7 protein-coding genes are annotated in these 19314 nt (G+C 45.1%); 4 read left to right on the top strand and 3 right to left on the bottom strand.

Features of this window, described 5'->3' with window-relative positions:
- Positions 1 to 474: 474 nt before the first annotated feature.
- Together AB6E08_RS13725 and AB6E08_RS13730 are read right to left on the bottom strand one after the other, a co-directional pair.
- The gene (locus AB6E08_RS13725; RefSeq protein ID WP_009846520.1) at positions 475 to 2628 is read right to left on the bottom strand and encodes a heparinase II/III family protein; all 2154 of its coding nucleotides are present in this window, start codon (positions 2626 to 2628) and stop codon (positions 475 to 477) included.
- Positions 2629 to 2630: 2 nt separating this feature from the next.
- On the bottom strand, positions 2631 to 4829 hold the full coding sequence (locus AB6E08_RS13730) for a heparinase II/III family protein (RefSeq protein WP_029225577.1): 2199 nt from the start codon (positions 4827 to 4829) through the stop codon (positions 2631 to 2633).
- A 332-nt stretch (positions 4830 to 5161) separates the two neighbouring features.
- Here AB6E08_RS13730 and AB6E08_RS13735 point away from each other — a divergent pair, with 332 nt between their 5' ends.
- The 4 genes from AB6E08_RS13735 to AB6E08_RS13750 all read left to right on the top strand — a co-directional run bounded on the left by AB6E08_RS13735 (position 5162) and on the right by AB6E08_RS13750 (position 9331).
- Complete coding sequence (locus AB6E08_RS13735; protein WP_009846518.1) at positions 5162 to 5497, top strand: cupin domain-containing protein; 336 nt, start codon at positions 5162 to 5164, stop codon at positions 5495 to 5497.
- Between the two features lie 34 nt (positions 5498 to 5531).
- Complete coding sequence (locus AB6E08_RS13740) at positions 5532 to 6464, top strand: sugar kinase (RefSeq protein ID WP_009846517.1); 933 nt, start codon at positions 5532 to 5534, stop codon at positions 6462 to 6464.
- 73 nt (positions 6465 to 6537) lie between these two features.
- The gene (locus tag AB6E08_RS13745; RefSeq protein WP_009846516.1) at positions 6538 to 7164 is read left to right on the top strand and encodes a bifunctional 4-hydroxy-2-oxoglutarate aldolase/2-dehydro-3-deoxy-phosphogluconate aldolase; all 627 of its coding nucleotides are present in this window, start codon (positions 6538 to 6540) and stop codon (positions 7162 to 7164) included.
- 397 nt (positions 7165 to 7561) lie between these two features.
- Positions 7562 to 9331, top strand: a complete 1770-nt coding sequence (locus tag AB6E08_RS13750) for a sodium:solute symporter family protein (protein WP_372064448.1) — start codon at positions 7562 to 7564, stop codon at positions 9329 to 9331.
- Positions 9332 to 9562: 231 nt separating this feature from the next.
- Here AB6E08_RS13750 and AB6E08_RS13755 read toward each other — a convergent pair.
- A partial coding sequence (locus AB6E08_RS13755) for a cadherin-like domain-containing protein (RefSeq protein ID WP_372160011.1) occupies positions 9563 to 19314 on the bottom strand: 9752 nt, incomplete at its 5' end.

A 19314-nucleotide genomic window follows, 5' to 3' on the forward strand; every position in this document is an offset into this window, starting at 1 on the left:
GGGAAATTTATACAAGGAAGAGGCTTTGACGTGTAGCTGGCCTACATGAAAAGCCGATAACGCTGTAGAAATGAACCACAAGAGCTGCCCGAGGGTTCGGCTAAAATCGTTTTATGCTTTGTTGAAGAATATTTGCTTAAAATGACTAGGCTACATACTCTTCGCCGCGCCTAAAACGATTTTATCTCGAACAAAACTTAACCACGAAAGGTCAACAGCCCCTAGTCATCAACCCTAAACATCAGATGTAAATTGAATCCAATTAATTCAAACGATCTCACCCTCAAACCACACGAATAAAAAAACCGAGCAACTCGCAGTGAGTTACTCGGTTTGACTTATTCCCGATGTTTCAGTCGTTGTTGGTATCAACGAACGATTTTTCAATCACGACTGAATTTCAATGTGATGCTTCGTTCCCGCAAAGCACCACATCAATACATGCCCTCGTTAAACAGCATGTATGTTAATCATTTACAGTTGAGCAAATGACCCTTCCCACGAGTATGTCTCACCCGCGAACTCAACAGTGTGAGTTGCTTGCTGCGTGTCTTCAGCTTGGTTTGAAATACCGTAGTGGTAAGTATTACCAGAAGTAGTCTGAATGCGAACAACAGTCCCGACACTGTTATGGCCCACAACAGACACTGATTTAACCAGACCACGAGCGCCTACAGAGGCTTCGATAGACTCGTTAAAGTAACCATGCGTTTCTAGTACAGAAGCAAACACGTGGTTTTGACCAGACTGACGTAAGATAAGCGCAGGCTCACTCTTAAGGTTAAAGTCTGGATCGTTAGCACCAGTGCGAGCAAAGATTACTTCACTGCCCGCATTCGCGCTGGTTACTAGGCTGTAGTAGCTGCTGTCATGTAGCCAGCTCACCAGAGAGCCCTCTTGGTTCACTTTGCCTGAAGCAACGTTCCATAAGTGCTGGTAACCGTTGTCTTCACCTAGCGGCTTCAGCGTGCTTTCGATGTTGTAGTCGAAGTCAGTACGGATGATTTGACCCGAGTGGTGAACGGGTAGGTCGTACTGGTGTTCAGCGTCAGCTTCGATGCGGTATACATCGATAACTAGTGGCTTCTCGAACTCAGGAAGTTCAGCAAGAATCACGCTGCGTTGCATGTCTACGCCGGTGTAGTACTCAGAAATTGTGCCGCTCATACCTTGCAGAGACTGGTCGTCTGCTACGAAGAAGTGCTTCTGACCAAACTTAGATTCAGCCAATGCCGTATCGAAGTTGTTCTGTGTTTTCTGATCAACCGTTACTGTGTTGTGAGCAACTGTCTGCTTACAGTAAGACTTGTTCTCTGGGATGTAACGACCGCCAAACTTAGGCTCAACGTTTACCCAGCGACCGAAGCCGTAATCGTGCAGCACTTCGTGGCCACGGTTGAATACGCTTAGGTGTAGCCCATCGTAGTGACCGTGGTCTAGCGCAGAGTGGTACTGGTGATCGCTGCCGTGTTGACCAAACCAAATCAACGCCATCGTGTCGTCGTCTTGTTCGTCACGGTGACGAAGAATGCTTACGCCGCCTTTTTCGCCTTCAGGGCCGTCCGTTACAAACAGGCTACCCCAGTTGAATGCTTTGATGTCGTCTGCTGCATTGACAGCGTCAGATAGCGTTTTACCTGAAGCATGGACCCAAACATCTTGTTGGTGATTAGCCATACCAAGTAAAGTTTCAGTCTGCTCATAGCGGTGGTAACACACAGACGTTGCCATAATAACGCCTTCATCGTTAATAGAAATCGTCTTCGATGAATCGTTCAGAGCTGGCAATGTACCGTCTGGGAATGCCGTTTTGAATACCGCGTAAGACGTTGTCTTGATCACTGAGTCGTTGAATTCGTAAATACCAAGATCTGGCTGACGACGTTCAATCGCTTCTGCGAACAAGTAGATTGGACGTAGTGAGAAACGGTGGTAGTAAGGACCTTCCATGTAGTAGCCGTCTGGCGAAAACAGTTGGTCAAGTTGCGCTAAGAAACCGCCGCTTACTTTGTCGAGTTTCAGGCCGTAAAGCGCTTTGTCTACTGACTCTTGATCGTTGATTGCGTAACCACAGATACCGACTGCAGCCACTGCCCATAAACCGTGGTTGTGTACGATATCGAAGTCGTGTGCGTAAGTAACAACAAACATTTCGATCATTTGCTTAAGAAGATCGTCTTCAATCAGACGCTTTTGTTCTTCAGAAATGGTGTGGTAGATGCAGCTGTACGCACAAGAAGCGTAAAGCATCCACATGTTTTCGTTCAACGTTTGGTGGAACAGCTTACCCGGAGGGTTAGAGTCACGGCTTACGTTACTTTCAAGTGTTGGGTACACCGTCGCGTACGCAGTTAACATATCAACGATGTAATCACGGTACTTTGTTTCCTCAGTGATAAGGAACAAACGACCCGCTAGATCCATGTGGATGTAGTTTTGTTTATGACGGTTATGTTCGTAGCCGCCGCCTTCACCGTGACCTGGAACTTCAATGCCAACTTCCGCCATGTAAGCGTCAGTTTGTTTAATATCGCGAGTCAGTGCGTTACCTAAAAGGCTATCCTTGCCAAGTTCTTTACGAAGCTCTGCTGCTTCCTCAAAGTTAAGTAAAAGTGGTTGATAGCTCATTATTATTTCCCCTGCTCTGCTGTGCTTGCTAATTCTGGGTTTAAAATTGTTTCTACTGAGTAGAAGCCTGTCCAGCTGTATACTTTACCGTTCAGTTCTACTTTGTGTTCAGTGCTCTCAGTCGCACCAAGTTGGTTGCTGATCATCACTGTCACATTTGACTTCTCTGTGGTGATTTCGACGACTGAACCGACGTTTGTATGCGCTACAACCTTGATGTCTTTCACAACGCCGCGAGCATTTACTGATTGTTCGAACTCTTCGTTAAAGTAACCGTGCGTTTCTAGAACAGAAGCGAACAGTGTTGTTTCGCCTTTGCTACGTAAAATGAATGCAGGCTCTGAACGTAGGTTGAAGCTTGGATCGTTAGCACCAGTGCGAGTAAAGACAACTTCAGCATTGTCGTTAGACGTTGCGCCTAGCCAAGTGTAGTACGTGTTGTTTTGTAGCCAGCTCACAAGTGCTGTGCCCTTGACTTCACCACTTGCGACGTTCCATAAGTGTTGATAACCGAAATCGCTGCCTAGCGTGTTTAACTCTTTGTTTGCTTGGTATTCAAAGTTAGTGCGAACAATCTGACCTGCATATTGGTGTGAGTAGTCGTATTGGTGCTCGCCTTCGCCGCCTTTTGTAGAGTCTAAGCGGTAAAGGTCTAACAATAGCGGAGATTCAAGCTCTTCAAGGTTTAACATGAACACGCTGCGTTGCATGTCAAAACCTTGGTAGTGATCGTTAGCAAATGCACTCATGCCGTTGATTTTCTCGTCTTCTACTTTAAAGAAGTGAGGCAAGCCGTGTACTGAGTCTGCACGCTCAACGTCAAAGTTATTCTGACATTTTTCATCAATGGTTACTGCATTATGAGCAATCGTTTGACGTGCGTAAGATTTGTTTTCATCTAGGTAACGACCGCCGAATTTTGGCTCAACGTTCACCCAACGGCAGAAGCCGTATTCACGTAGCACTTCTTGACCTCGGTTGAAGAAAGAAATACCCAGCGTATCGAAGTTGCCGTGACCCATGCCGTGTTGGCCGTAGTTCATCACTAACTGAGAAACGTCGCCTTTCTTATCCTGCATGCGGATAAAACCTTGCGCGCCGTTGTGACCTTCAGGGCCTTCGTTCAATTCAACACTTGGCCAGAAAGGCATGCCGATTTCTTTTTCAACAGAAGCCGCTTCGTATGCTTTAGATAACTCAAGACCACATGGGTGCATCCATACTGCGTCTTGAATCTTCGCCATACCAAGAATGTTTTGATCTACGCCGTTTTCTGAAGAGTAATGTTTGCTGTAAACACTGACGGCAACTTGAACACCCATGTCTGTGATGCCCATTGTGCGAGATGCATCGTTCAGAGCCGGGAATTCACCGTTCGGGTACGCTGTCGCCAGCATTGCTTGTACTGTGTTACCAATCACGCCGCCTTTGTAGTTGTAGATATCAACTTCAGGCATATGACGGTGAATCACTTCAGCGAACACACACGTTGGGCGAATCGCGTAACGGTGGTAGTAAGGACCTTCCATGTAATAACCAGAAGGTGCAAACAGTTGAGAGATTTGAGCTAGAAAGCCGCCAGTATCGTTACGGTCGATGCCGTACACTGACATTTCAAGGTACTCGCGCTTGCCTAGAGCAAGACCACAGATACCCACAGCGGCTACTGCCCAAATACCGTGGTTGTGAATGCGGTCGAAGTCGTGTGCGTATTTAACCGTAAACATTTCTAGCATTGGTTCGAAAATGCGCGATTCAATGTTGTCACGCTGCTCTTGTGTCAGTGTTGAAGCAACACAAGAGTAAGCCAAGCTTGAGAACATTAACCAGCAGTGTTCGTTCAAGATTTGGTGGAACAAACGACCTGTAGGGTTAGTGTTTTTCTGTACGTGGTAATCAAACGTTAGATATTTGTCCGCGTACTCTTCTAGTAGTTCTGTAACAAAGTCAGCGTACTTTTGCTCTTTAGTGATCAAGAACATGCGACCAGCTAAGTTCATGTACGTGTAGTTTTGCTTATGGCGGTTATGCTCGTAACCACCCGCTTCTCCGTGACCAGGAACATCAATAGGTAAGCACATGAACGCTTCTAGGTCTTTCGCGTTCGCTGCAATGGTTTTGCCCATTAAGCTAGAACGGCCCACTTCAAGGTGAAGTTGCTCTATTTCTGCTTCAGTCAACAATACTGGTTTAGTCGTCATATTCTTTGTCACCCTCAATAAAGAGTTTATCGGTTTAAACTTTGATTAAATTTTCAAACTCCATATAAAGTAATACAATATTAGCTTTAATTGTACCTATTCGTCGCAAAATGATGAGCAGAATCACATAAACCCGCATAAGCTATTGATATGAATAGATAACACTAAACATCAGGCATTTGTTAAGTTGTTGATTTATTTGCGCTATATAAAGTATCGCTTGATCAACATCACACAACGCTAGATATATTGTATTACAATTAACCTCATTCCCTTATGATGAACACAGTTAAGTAACACTTAAAAGATTTAAACAGATTAGGAGATACACAATGAACTCTTTCTTTATTCTAGATGAAAACCCATGGGAAGAATTGGGCGGTGGTATCAAGCGTAAAATCGTCGCGTACACTGACGATCTTATGGCTGTACACCTATGTTTTGATAAGGGCGCAATTGGCCATCCTCATACTCACGAAATTCACGACCAAATCGGTTATGTTGTTCGTGGTAGCTTCGAAGCTGAAATCGAAGGTGAAAAGAAAGTGCTTAAAGAAGGCGATGCTTACTTCGCGCGTAAACACATGATGCACGGCGCCGTTGCTCTAGAGCAAGACAGCATCCTTCTTGATATCTTCAATCCTGCGCGTGAAGATTTCCTAAAATAATAACTAGCGCAACCTCAGTTGCTAAGGTAAGCATATGAAATCATTAAACATCGCGGTCATTGGCGAGTGCATGGTTGAGCTACAACAGAAACAAGACGGGCTTCAGCAGAGTTTTGGTGGCGATACACTGAATACAGCACTTTACTTGTCTCGCTTAACAAAAGAGCAAGATATCAACACGAGCTACGTAACAGCACTAGGCACTGACCCATTCAGTACCGACATGTTAGAAAAGTGGCAAGCGGAAGGTATCGACACTAGCTTAATTGCTCAGCTTGATCACAAACAACCAGGGCTTTACTACATCGAGACCGATGAAACTGGTGAACGCAGTTTCCACTACTGGCGTAATGATGCTGCAGCAAAATTCATGTTTGACCAGCAAGACACGCCTGCTCTACTTGATAAGCTATTTTCTTTTGACGCGGTTTACCTAAGTGGTATTACGCTTGCTATCTTGACAGAGAACGGACGCGCACAGCTATTCAGCTTCTTAGACAAATTCAAAGCTCAAGGCGGCCAAGTATTCTTCGACAATAACTTTCGTCCAAAACTTTGGGAAAGCCAACAAGAAGCGATTTCTTGGTACTTGAAGATGCTTAAGTACACCGACACAGCGCTACTGACGTTCGATGACGAGCAAGAGCTGTACGGTGACGAAAGCATTGAACAGTGTATTGCACGTACGTCTGAGTCTGGTGTGAAAGAGATCATCATTAAGCGTGGCGCGAAAGACTGCCTAGTGGTTGAAAGCCAAAGTGCTCAGTACGTTGCACCAAACCCAGTAGACAGCATCGTTGATACAACAGCGGCTGGCGATTCGTTCAGTGCAGGCTTCTTGGCTAAACGCTTGAGCGGTGGCAATGCGCGTGATGCAGCATTAGCAGGTCACATTGTGGCAGGGACTGTGATTCAGCATCCAGGTGCTATCATTCCTCTAGAAGCGACCCCTGATTTGTCTCTATAATTGCGCACTTTAACTATTAATCAAGGGTTTGCTTAGTTGAAAGCAGACCCATTATTAACGTGAGAAAGAATTCATGACTACATTAAATGAACAACTAGCAAACCTAAAAGTAATCCCTGTAATCGCTATCAACCGTGCTGAAGATGCCATCCCCCTAGGCAAGGCACTGGTTGAAAACGGCATGCCATGTGCAGAAATCACACTGCGTACAGAATGTGCAATCGAAGCGATTCGCATCATGCGTAAAGAATTCCCAGACATGCTAATCGGTTCAGGTACTGTACTGACTAACGAGCAAGTTGACGCATCTATCGAAGCTGGCGTTGATTTCATCGTAAGCCCAGGTTTTAACCCTCGTACAGTTCAATACTGTATCGATAAAGGTGTCGCAATTGTACCGGGTGTTAACAACCCAAGCCTAGTTGAACAAGCAATGGAAATGGGCCTTCGCACGTTGAAGTTCTTTCCTGCTGAGCCTTCTGGCGGTACAGGTATGCTTAAAGCACTAACAGCAGTTTACCCTGTTAAATTTATGCCTACTGGTGGCGTAAGCTTGAAGAATGTAGATGAATACCTATCGATCCCTTCTGTTCTTGCGTGTGGCGGTACTTGGATGGTTCCAACTAACCTTATCGACGAAGGTAAGTGGGACGAACTAGGCAAGCTTGTTCGTGACGCTGTCGAGCTAGTCAATAGATAGGTTCGCGTTAACCGGCTGACACTTGTTCAACGACGAAAGCGAGCTCTGTGCTCGCTTTTTTATTACGTGATATAAAGTGGACACACCTATTTTATTTTTAACCATACTTATTAGAGTTTTGTCACTTCTAAATCAACACGCTCGCTCAACTAACCCCTATAACCACATGGACATTTGTATTATTATTTTAAATGCTTACTTTCAAGCATTTATCCGACGACAACGATGAAGTTTGAAATAATTGCAAAAAATTAAGCTCTTAAACGGCTTTAAGTGCCATCTATGATGAAATAAACATGCGCCCCAGATCACGCTAAAGACATATTGTAGTACAAATAAACATGCGAAAGGAGTAATCTAGGTGTCAGTTAATTATGAAACTTAAAAGGCTGAAAAGATGACTATTGATACTTTTGTTGTTCTCGCCTACTTCTTCTTTTTAATCGCGATTGGTTGGATGTTCCGTAAGTTCACCACCTCTACAAGTGATTACTTCAGAGGGGGCGGCAAAATGTTGTGGTGGATGGTTGGTGCAACCGCCTTCATGACACAGTTTTCAGCATGGACGTTTACAGGTGCCGCAGGACGCGCGTTCAATGACGGTTTCGTTATTGTAATCCTATTCTTAGCCAATGCTTTTGGCTACTTCATGAACTATATGTACTTCGCTCCAAAGTTCCGCCAACTTCGTGTGGTAACGGCGATCGAAGCCATTCGTCAACGCTTTGGTAAAACGTCTGAACAGTTCTTCACATGGGCAGGTATGCCTGACAGTCTTATCTCTGCAGGTATCTGGCTAAACGGTCTCGCTATCTTCGTAGCTGCTGTATTCAACATCCCAATGGAAGCAACCATTGTGGTAACGGGTATGGTTCTAGTATTGATGGCAGTAACAGGCGGCTCTTGGGCGGTTGTTGCTTCTGACTTCATGCAAATGCTTGTAATCATGGCCGTGACAATCACTTGTGCGGTTGCGGCTTACTTCCACGGTGGTGGCTTAACTAACATCGTTGCTAACTTCGACGGCGACTTCATGTTAGGTAACAACCTAAACTACATGAGCATCTTCATCCTTTGGGTTGTGTTCATCTTCGTGAAGCAATTCGGTGTAATGAACAACAGCATCAACGCTTACCGTTACCTATGTGCAAAAGACAGTGAAAACGCACGTAAAGCGGCAGGCCTAGCATGTATCCTTATGGTTGTTGGTCCACTAATTTGGTTCCTACCACCATGGTACGTAAGTGCATTCATGCCTGAGTTCGCATTAGAGTACGCTTCAATGGGTGATAAAGCGGGTGATGCTGCTTACCTAGCATTCGTACAGAACGTAATGCCAGCAGGTATGGTTGGTCTTCTTATGTCAGCAATGTTCGCTGCAACGATGTCTTCTATGGATTCAGGTTTGAACCGTAACGCTGGTATCTTTGTAATGAACTTCTACAGCCCGATTCTTCGTCAAAATGCGACTCAGAAAGAGCTGGTTATTGTAAGTAAGCTAACGACTATTATGATGGGTGTTATCATCATCGCGATTGGCTTGTTCATTAACTCTCTACGTCACTTGAGCTTGTTCGATATCGTAATGAACGTAGGTGCGTTAATTGGCTTCCCAATGCTTATCCCTGTACTACTTGGTATGTGGATTCGTAAGACGCCTGACTGGGCTGGTTGGTCTACTCTCGTGGTTGGTGGTTTCGTTTCTTACATCTTCGGTATCTCGCTTCAAGCAGAAGACATCGAGCACCTATTCGGTATGGAAACAGCGCTTACTGACCGTGAATGGAGCGACTTGAAAGTAGGTCTTAGCTTAGCTGCTCACGTAGTGTTTACTGGTGGTTACTTCATGCTAACTTCTCGCTTCTACAAAGGCCTATCGCCTGAACGTGAGAAAGAAGTTGACCAACTATTCACTAACTGGAACACACCATTAGTAGCGGAAGGTGAAGAGCAACAAAACCTAGATACTAAACAGCGTTCAATGCTTGGTAAGCTTATCAGCACAGCAGGTTTCGGTATCCTAGCAATGGCTCTGATTCCAAACGAACCAACAGGACGCTTGTTGTTCCTACTATGTGGTTCGATGGTACTAACCGTTGGTATCCTACTGGTTAATGCGGCCAAAAACCCTGCAAAAAAGCTAAATGATGGAGCGATTCTCAAATAGTATAGAGAAAGAACACTATTCGCTTAGCTGATATAACACATAAAATAATGCCCATGCTTTCCCCCGACAGCATGGGCTTTTTGTTGTTTTATCGAGGCTATTGTTTTATCGAGGCTATTGGTTTATCGGACTCATTCAGCAAGATTTAATAAAAAATAGGCCAGCATTGCTGGCCTATTTCGTTATGGTTTAGTTATTCACTTCTAATCACTAGCGCTTATCAATTGAGCGTTAACCGTGAGTCATGACATTTTGTTGCACTAGCGCATCCAGAATATCAGAAGGCATGGTGCCATTTAACGTCAGCTGAGGCGCAAGATCTTCAACCACAATCACTTGTTCTGTAGTACCTAAGCCATCAGGGTTAATCGTAAGTTCAATATCATCCCCGTCAACCTTCGCATCAATGTGTTGCAGCAGTGTTGTTATATCTGGTGAGGCACTTTTCAGCTCAGGTAACACTTCTCTTAGATCGAGTTGGTCTCCTTCAGATAGGCTAAAGTCGGTAATCGTATCTTCGACACCATCTTCGATGTTGAACCATACAAACGAATCCATACCGTCGCCACCAGTCAGAATATCGGAACCGCCTCCACCGATGAGAGTGTCGTTACCATCACCGCCAACTAACGTATCGTCACCCGAACCACCTTCCAGACGATCATTTCCAGATCCCGCTGTCAGGTCGATATTGCCAGCCCCTGCCAATAACTGAACATCGTCGGTTTCTGTAGCTAAATCGATATCAACCCCGTTAGACACAATGTTCAAGTTGAGATCTATCGAAGCCGATGTTGCAGTATCGCTGTTATCTAGCTCTTCTGAAACCGCCTCCACTTTGAGTGTGTAGCTTCCCGGCGTATCAGAAAGCCCGACCACTTTCACAGTGTCAATCGCATCCGCCGTGGCAATCCAAACTCCACCACCGACATCAGTCACTGAACCCACATCACTCGTAATTTGAGCACCAACAGGCACATCACTAATACGTAGCGTTAGCTTTTCCGTAATATCGGTCAAGGCAGCAATAATACCAACCAAAGGAACGCCGCTAGCGCTTACTGACTGGTTAGCGGTGATATTTCTGACGTAGTTAGACGCAGTATCAATCGACAAGGTCGGCGCATTCGCCACAGGAGTCACTGCTATATCATAGATAACTGGCGTGGTTTCAATGACGATACCAGAAGGGTTTCCGCTATCTTTCGCGATGACTTCCAAGCCAATGCTATTGGTTGGAGACAGGCTCGCATCCAGATAAACACCCGCAGGGCTAGTCGGTGTGTCAATCAATGCATTTAGGTCGCTCAACGTACCTACTAAGATAACCGAACCTGTGTTGTTGCCATTCACCATCACAGTTGTCACGGCAGGCAGCGACACATTTAACGTTCCGTAATCCACCGTCAAAGTGACCGTCATCAAGTCATTAGAAAATGAATCAACATAATCAGGATCACTGACATTGATGCCACTCAGCAGCTGACCCGATTCTTCATCAATAAAATCAGTGACATTGTCACCATTAACAACAGGTGTATCGTTAACACCTTGTACCACAACGCTGATTTCCGCGGTATCCGTTAAGAAATCATTTGAGCCATTGGTTGTACCGTTATCTTCTACTGTATAGGTGAATGTAACATCGCCATTGTAATCATCAGCTGCCGTGAATACCCAGTATGGGCCATTAATCGAATTGTCATCCGCCCCACCAACGTTCTCAAACTTCTGAATTTGCCCCTGACCTTGATCGATTTCGACCTTAGTTACCGTAATGGCATGCCCCTCAGGGTCTGTCGTCGCTGTAATCAGGTCTTCAGCTTTGATGATTAGCTGACCTTCTTCAAGCATGGTGCCCAAATCAATATTGCTCGCTATCGGAGCATCGTTCACTTCCGTCACTTTAATAGTGAAGGTAGTTTGATTCGTTTGAGCGGTATTCGGATCACCCGCATCAATCAAACCGTTATTACCACCGTCATCGATCGTAGCATTAATGGTCACTAACCCACCCTGATTGAGATAGTTCTGATCCGGGTCCGGTTTGAACGTAACCTCGCCATTAGTTAGCGCTGCATTGATGTCAGCTTCTTTACCTGTCATGACAAGTGAGCCATCAGCCTGCAATACAAATGTCACACCATTGGATTGAGTGCTTGGGAGTACAAACTCGCCCTGTGCACCCGGCAGTGTTTGGTCAACTTTTAGCGTCAGTACATACGGTGCATCTGGATTATCAAAGTTTGCGTCGATATCGTAGATACTAAAGTTGTTGATTGCCACGCCAGTAGAGTCTTCTGTCGTTTCAAGGTTAGTCACATTGACAAAGGTCGGTTGATCGTTGATAGGATCAATCACTAAATCAACATTGAAACTCGTTGGTGTGCCTAAATGCTCCGTGTTATCAGCATCTGTATCCACAGAACGAACGGTAATCTGCAGTGGACCATTAATACCCAAAGCATTACCTGTATCACTATTATGTTCGCCAGAGTTAAATACGATCTTATCTAACGACTGAGCTGGGACGTTTAGTGTCCAGAGTTGCGTCGCTGGATCATAGCTACCTATAGTGGTTCCGTCAGGGTAGTAGATAGAAGCATCTTGAGGAACACCAGCCACTTCGACTCGAAGGGTTTCGGGTGCATTTTCGGTATACGTTCCGCTTCCTGTGGCCGACAACTCTTTATCTAAAATAGTCGCATTGATTTCGATATCAATATTCTGCCCTTCGTTGCCTGTTACAGAGTCCGTAGGATTGGTATCAACATCGTCACCAACAGGCACCACATGCAGTTTGAAGCTTGGTAAGTTTGCAGCCGCAGTCGGTACACCAAGTAGCGACTCTTGAGTGAACACTTCAACACCAAACTCAGCAGTACCACTGAAGTTTTTAGGCGGTAAAATCGAAATTTCACTTAAGTCGAATGAAAGCCCAGAAGCTTGAGGCAATTGAACACTCCACTCACCGCCACCGTTGTTTTTCACAGTGTAAGCAGAACCAGCATCTACACGCATCTGGAAGCCATCAGGTACATCGGTGAACTTAATCGATACAAACTGTTCTGATCCATCAAGGTCAGTCAGTGCAATCGATACAGGTCCTGTACCTGACAAGGAAATAAGCTGGTCTTCGTTGCCGGTAATCTCGATTACATCAGGATCACTACCCGGCCCAGAGACATGTACATCATCAACAACCGGAACAACATCAAAACGAACACTTGTATTGAAGGTATCGGAGTCGGTTGCAGTGCCTACCGGAAAAGCAGAATCATTGTAGGTTGCGGTATCTGTAACTGTACCACTTACATTAATCTGCACTTGGTTAATATCATTTCCAGTTGGGTAGTTTTCTATCGCCCTAAAGAGGACATTATCGAGCGCCCCCGCCGCGATTTCAGCTTGATTAAACGTGACTGAGGTACCAAGTGAGGTGCCCGTATTGTCATAGAATGCCCCTATTGAAGGGTCATCCAACGTCAAAGTAATGGATGCAAACGCCTCTTGCCCCCCTTCGACGCCTGATACCTGATCCGAAATAGTCGAATTGAAGTCGAGTTGAATGTAGGTGTCTTCGTAACCCACCTGATCTTGTCCAGCCTGACCGTCGTTATCAACAGGATTAAAGGCATCATCAAGCGAACCGACGACATTCACCTCAATCGTAGGGTCCGTCTCTGCATCTGGCGCGACTTTGATGACGACGTCGGTAACTAACGTTTTCTCATCACCAGAGAGCGTATCTTTGGTCACTATGGTTAGTGGTAATCTAAAGTCACCAGAGTAATCGGCAGGCAAGTTAAGTAACAGCCCTGAGAAATCAGTTGGAACGCCCTGTTCAACGGTTGTCTCAAATACATATTTTCCATTAACAAAATCGACTTCACTGCTTCCCGCTAAACTAATTGGGAAAGTGCCTCCTGGGTTAATGGTCACGGAGTCATCAATGATAATGGTCACTTGGTCTACCGAAGCATCTTCTCCAGAGAAAGTGATCACACCATTTAGTGCTGCACCTAAATCAAGTTGCGTGTCTTCGATAGCGTCGACAACACTATTAGCATCCATTGTAATGTTAGCTGCAACCTCGCCTCCCCCAACAAGTACTTCTGGAAATGATAATGTCACTTCGCCTTCCCGAATAACGGCAGGAGATGACTCAACCTCAACACCATCACCGCGATCAACCACCGTACTAAAGATAGTCATCTTGATGTCATTGAATACGTCTGGAAGATTAGAAATAGGAGGGAAACCAAGACCATTAGGAGCACTGATACTAAACAAGTCCTCATTCGTCACAACCCAACGACCATCGCCTTCATAAGCCGCGCCAATAACGAGTAATTGATTCAATACGTCATCTGATAATGGAGTCTTATTCGGGTCATTATTCGTTAATTGAATAACCAGTTGGTCGACTTCCTCAATAGCAGATGATGCATCGGTTTCTTGATATCGAATAACAAATTCATCCGTGGCGGACGGATTGTCGCTGTTGGTTGTAAACTTGAGTACACCAGTCAAAGGATCGGCGCTCACCGTACCCAAAGAACCAGTTCCAGCCACGTCGTCGACGATAAGCTGATTATCGATGCCATCATGAGTCTCAACAACGGGTCTTACGATAACATTGATCGTACCTTTAACCGTCGCAGTCGCAATACCCTCACCTGGGTTAGAAGAGTCCACATATTCGTGATCACGCTCCTCAACGTCTACCTCTGTCGTCAATGTGAAATCAACGCTAGAGTCAGTTGGCGGAGTCATTTGAATAAAGTTATTCGCTAATGCAATTTGGGTAAATTGTTCCGGCGTCTGATTCGCGTCTTTAGGGGTAATCGTTAACGTACCCGCACCATCATTCACAACAGTCACATCACCATTTACGGTGGGTGTGACACCCGGTGGAATACCGAAAATCTTAATTGAGGTGAAATGCTCATCTGAGTCGATATAGTCAACGCCTTCAGGATGCCAATCGATGTTGATAGCCGTATCTTCGTTCCCGTTTGTGACGTTGTCGTAGGTTGTTGAGGTATCGATGATAGGCTCAACCAACACTCGAATTTCTTGATCAAAAGAAAGTGTGTGACCGTCGTTTTCCGTTACGATCACTTTGCCTTGAATGTGGATATTCTCGGTCGAAGAGTCGACAGGTCGAATACGAATACCTGACGTTGTACCCGCCTCCGTAATATTAGCTTCGTAGATAGGTTTTGATAAATCAGGGCTACCACCCGGTCCGGTTTCGTAACCCACAAAATTAAGATCAATAACCGTACCGTCACCATCCTCGATTATAACGCCATCAGGAATACCCGATAAGATGACCGTTATTGATTCGGAACCATCGTCCGGTAATGGTGTAGTGCCTGTATCAGGCTTTCTCTCACCCGACAATACCGTAAAGTCAAGCAGAGCAAAGCTGTCGCCGTTTTGACTCTCTTGAATCGTCGTTTGAACGCCGCTTGCAGTACCATCTGTAATCGCGGTCCAATCGGTACCATTCGTCCCACCATAAGGTGTGTCAGCAACCCCTTTCACTTCAACGTTAACCGTTTTAGTACCGAGTATTTCTACATCGACTTGTTGTGGGTTGGTTGACAGGTTTGCAGTGTCCTTCACTACACCTGTAACATCAAAAGTGAAATCCACATTGCTGTGTTTAGTTGGAACCACCTCAACATTAGCCAAATCGGAATACGCTATTTCGTGGTAATTGCTACCACTGACAATAGGAACTACCGTGGTTGTACCTACAAAGTAAAGCACTGCGCCTTCTGTAATATTGCTGATACGAACAAACAGTTCTTCAGAGCCATCCGTATCGACCGACCCTGTCATGGTAATGACTTCGTCTAGCGTGAATGCATCTTTGTTAGCTAGCGGACCTATGTAATCAGGATCATCTATATTGTCTTCGTTAATCTGAATACGATTAACACTGAACTTTCCAGCATCCGCGTCAGCGGTGACATCAATAATGATGTTTTGCTCTACAGAACGGGCCTCAGTTTTATCATTTGCTCCGCCGTTGGCAGTATCTTCATAAGGATTCAGTGTTTCTTCTGTAACCGCTGTTGCTTTGAATTCAATCTGACCCGAGAAATTATCAATAGGGTTAACCACGGTGGTGTTAATGTCTTCTGCTGCTATTTTATATACACCATCCGCCGTCAGAGTAAGCACATTGCCGTCTTTATCAAGAAGCTCAAACTTCCCGTCGCCTTCGATAACTTCTAACTCATAGGTGATCGTTTCAGTTTGAGTGTTATCTTGTGATTCTGCATTCAGCTGTAGTGTGACATTGTCTTCATCTTCGTTGACTTGATACTGATAAGTGCTATTACCATCATCCCAAGTAGCAATATCCGCTACCGCTTCAATCTCGATTTTGAAGCTTGAGTTTACTTTGTGGTCAAGAGTGCCTCCATTATCGATCTCCAATTGATAGCGGATCTCAACACCATTACTATCTGAACCATAGTTTTGGTCAGGGACAAAGAACAGGTTATCGATAGTCGCAATAGTTTGTCTGACTTCACTCGGGTTTAATGCAAAGCTTTGTTGCATTTGAGGCGGTCCAAATAATATTTGACCGTTAGTTTCAGGCGTTAACTTGTGATACTCACCACCCTCAAAGTAATAGAACGTGCCTCTATGGTTACTGTTTTTTATAATCAGTTGACCGATAGACTCGCTGTTATCCCTGTCATTCAGGTTAACCTGAAGCGCAACTTGAGCTGGTGCATTAGGTAAACCGCTTTGGTTGTCTTGTATATTTTCAAGAATCGGAGCATTACCTGCAGCATATGGTATTGTTGAGTCTCTACCCGCATCCTCAAAGGTGGTCACTGTCAGCGCGATTTTCGACGAATTCCTATCCGTAATAGTGATGTCCAAGGGTGTCGATGACGTATCTGAATCGCCATCCTTCGCTGTTACATTAATAGAGAAATTAATTTCATCACCAACATGCTCTAAGTAATTATTGGCTCTAAATTCTATCTCACCATTTGAGTTTATTTGAAGTCGACCCAATTCACGAGTATCAACGCCGCCATTGCTCTGCTCGTATACTCGAATCTCCTGAGTTCCACTATTTAGATCGAAACCACTACTGTAAGGCCCACTAGTTCCAGAGCGGAAAACAATATTGACTCCATTATCAGTAATTCCTTCGATTCGACTTAAAGCCGCCCCATCAGCGCCTACATCAGTGGCATCAGCAAACATATCGACTATAGAACCGCGATAACCCTGACCTTCAACACGAGTAATCGATTGTGTTGTCACTAATGGAACATCATCCGTCACCGTGATCTTCAGATCGATCGCATTCGATTGGTCGTGATCAAAATCTTCAGCAACGATGGAGAAATCAAGATTTATCGTATTCTCGTTTTCAGCGTCAGGGTGCTTCAGTGGTTTAAATAATTCGAATTGATAGCTGTTATCAGAGGTATCGAAAACAATCTCAAACACCGCTTCATTGCTGGTCACAGTTTGAGCAACGTATGTGAATTTTGTGCCGTTTTGTGAAACAGCTAGCCACTCTAAGCTTTCTCCATCGGAGGTTAAACCGGTCAAGACTAAATCTTCATCAACCAGTTCATACTTCACAACGCCATCGGCACCTTCATCGACGGTGAACAGTCCATTGATAATGGTGTCTTCAGATTGATCCGAACCTATGCCTGAAAGGTCGTCTTCATCGACAACCGTTTCGCCCGTCGGCGGCGTCATTACTGGAACATCATCAATGACTTGAATTGGTAGTTGATACTGGTTGGAGTCATCGCCATCACCGTCTACCGCCACAACATTAAATGGTATGGTTAGGTCATTTGATCCAGTAGCGTGATTTAGAGGGCCCAGTAAAGTGAATGTGTATGACCCATCGTTACCAAGTGCAAGAGTAAAAATCGGAGTCCCACTTGTGGTCGCACCTTGGTAGGTGGTTGTGTTCGCAGCCCCAGTGACCTCAGTGATCGAAATCGCTTCATTGCCTGATGTCAGAGTAGTTTCTAGAGTGGCTACGTTACGCAGTTCGTAAACCTCTACTTGGTCTGCACCTTCTGTGGTCACAAACGAGCCTGTCGCTTGAGCCACAACAGAGCCTAAATCATCTTCATCAACAACAAACGTACTCGCAACTGTTGTATCCGTAATGACGGGTACATCATCAGTAATAGTCACCGTAAGAGGCTTAATTACTGAATCCGTATTGTCTTGGTCGACCGCAATAACTGGCAAAGTGAAGATTTGAACGTTATTACCTTGCACAGGCAGGTGATCTAACTCTTCTAACAATGTGAAGGTATATTGACCAAGCACCAAACTATCAAAAGTGATGGTGAAAATGTCCGTTTGGACACCACCGTTTTCTACGAAGCCAATATAATTGTCGCTGTTTAGAGGATCTTGTTTTAGCTTAACAACCAGACCATCCGATTTTAGGTCCCCAGTTGTGTTGAACTGCGCAGTATCAATACGGAAGTGGTTCACATCATCACTACCAGATGTAAACGTCATTGTTCCGGTTTGAGTGACCGTTATGCTCGGAGAGGTCCCATCAAGCAAGTTTGCTTCAGCCAAAGCGACTGGTGATATGTTATCAATAACAGGTGGAGCACCATCTGAAATGGTAAGCGTAACGGTCGACGTGACTTCGTCACCATCTTTATCTTCAGACATGACCGTAATAGTCTTAACAATATCGCCCCCTGAATGATTGAGGTTGCGATTAGGTTCGAAACGGACATCACCTTCCAGAGTGATATACAGTTTACCTTCAGCAACAGGGAAAACCTGCTCTCCGGTTGTCCCCTGAACTAACGTGTACACGTTGTTATCGTAAGTAAACTGGGTAATCGTTGCCCCGTCGGCACTTTGGTTTGGCATGACATCGACAGTACCTGTCGTGACAACACCAGCGGCTAAATCTGCAACCGTTGGTTCCGTAATGCTCAGCGTTTGATTTTGCATGCCTTGAACATCATCGCTGACCGTCACTTTCAGTGGCGACATTAATGAGTCATCACCATCACGATCTACCGCATAAACGGGGAGTTCAAATATCAGGTCATTCTTCGCTTGTCCATCAGCATGATCTAATGCTTCAAGCAGAGTAAAGGTGTACTCACCCACAGTGCTAGTAGAGAAACTAATCGTAAAGACAGGAACTTCTGGGTTGGCTCCGTCTTTCACAAAGCCGATGTACCCCCCAGTCGTGTTTGGATCGGCTTTAAGCTCAACGACCAACCCATTAGATTTAAGTGTGTCGTTGGTATTAAATAAGCTTGGCTCAATGCGGAAACTGGTCACATTGTCGCTTTGATTGGTAAAGGTGATCGTCTCTGTTTGACTCACAGGCGCGGTGCTTGCTGCCGAACCATCGGCAAGGTTAGATTCCGATAGCGTGACGCTTGGAATGGTATTAATCGTTGGAATATCACCATCGGTGATGGTCAACTTCACGGTAGATGTCACTGGGTCTTTATCAAAGTCACTTGACGTCACCACGATGGTTTTAACGATGTCTTCGCTGCTCGTGTGGTTTAAATCGCGATTGGGTTCAAAACGCACTTCACCTTGAAGGGTGATGACTAACGTCCCTTCAGTGAAACCGAAGCGCTGCTCACCAGTATCTGTTTGAACCAATGTTCTAAGTTGCCCGTCATAAACGAACTGGGTAATCGTTGCCCCATCTGCACTTTGCACTGGCATCACATCAACCGTGCCTGTCGTGACAACACCAGCAGCCAAATCAGCCACCGTTGGCTCAGTAATGGTCAACGTTTGGTTTTGCATGCCTTGCACATCATCGCTGACCGTCACTTTCAATGGCGACATCAATGAATCGTCACCATCGCGGTCGACGGCAAATACAGGCAGTTCAAAGCTCAGATCGTTCTTCGCTTGGCCATCAGCATGATCTAATGCTTCAAGTAGAGTAAAGGTGTACTCACCCA

The sequence above is a fragment of the Vibrio sp. 10N.247.310.24 genome, from assembly GCF_041467175.1.
In the GTDB taxonomy this organism is placed as follows: domain Bacteria; phylum Pseudomonadota; class Gammaproteobacteria; order Enterobacterales; family Vibrionaceae; genus Vibrio; species Vibrio tasmaniensis_A.

Coding starts and splice junctions, on each gene's coding strand:
- AB6E08_RS13750 (WP_372064448.1), top strand. CDS start 7,562: ATGACTATTGATACTTTTGTTGTTCTCGCCTACTTCTTCTTTTTAATC.
- AB6E08_RS13725 (WP_009846520.1), bottom strand. CDS start 2,628: ATGAGCTATCAACCACTTTTACTTAACTTTGAGGAAGCAGCAGAGCTT.
- AB6E08_RS13740 (WP_009846517.1), top strand. CDS start 5,532: ATGAAATCATTAAACATCGCGGTCATTGGCGAGTGCATGGTTGAGCTA.
- AB6E08_RS13745 (WP_009846516.1), top strand. CDS start 6,538: ATGACTACATTAAATGAACAACTAGCAAACCTAAAAGTAATCCCTGTA.
- AB6E08_RS13735 (WP_009846518.1), top strand. CDS start 5,162: ATGAACTCTTTCTTTATTCTAGATGAAAACCCATGGGAAGAATTGGGC.
- AB6E08_RS13730 (WP_029225577.1), bottom strand. CDS start 4,829: ATGACGACTAAACCAGTATTGTTGACTGAAGCAGAAATAGAGCAACTT.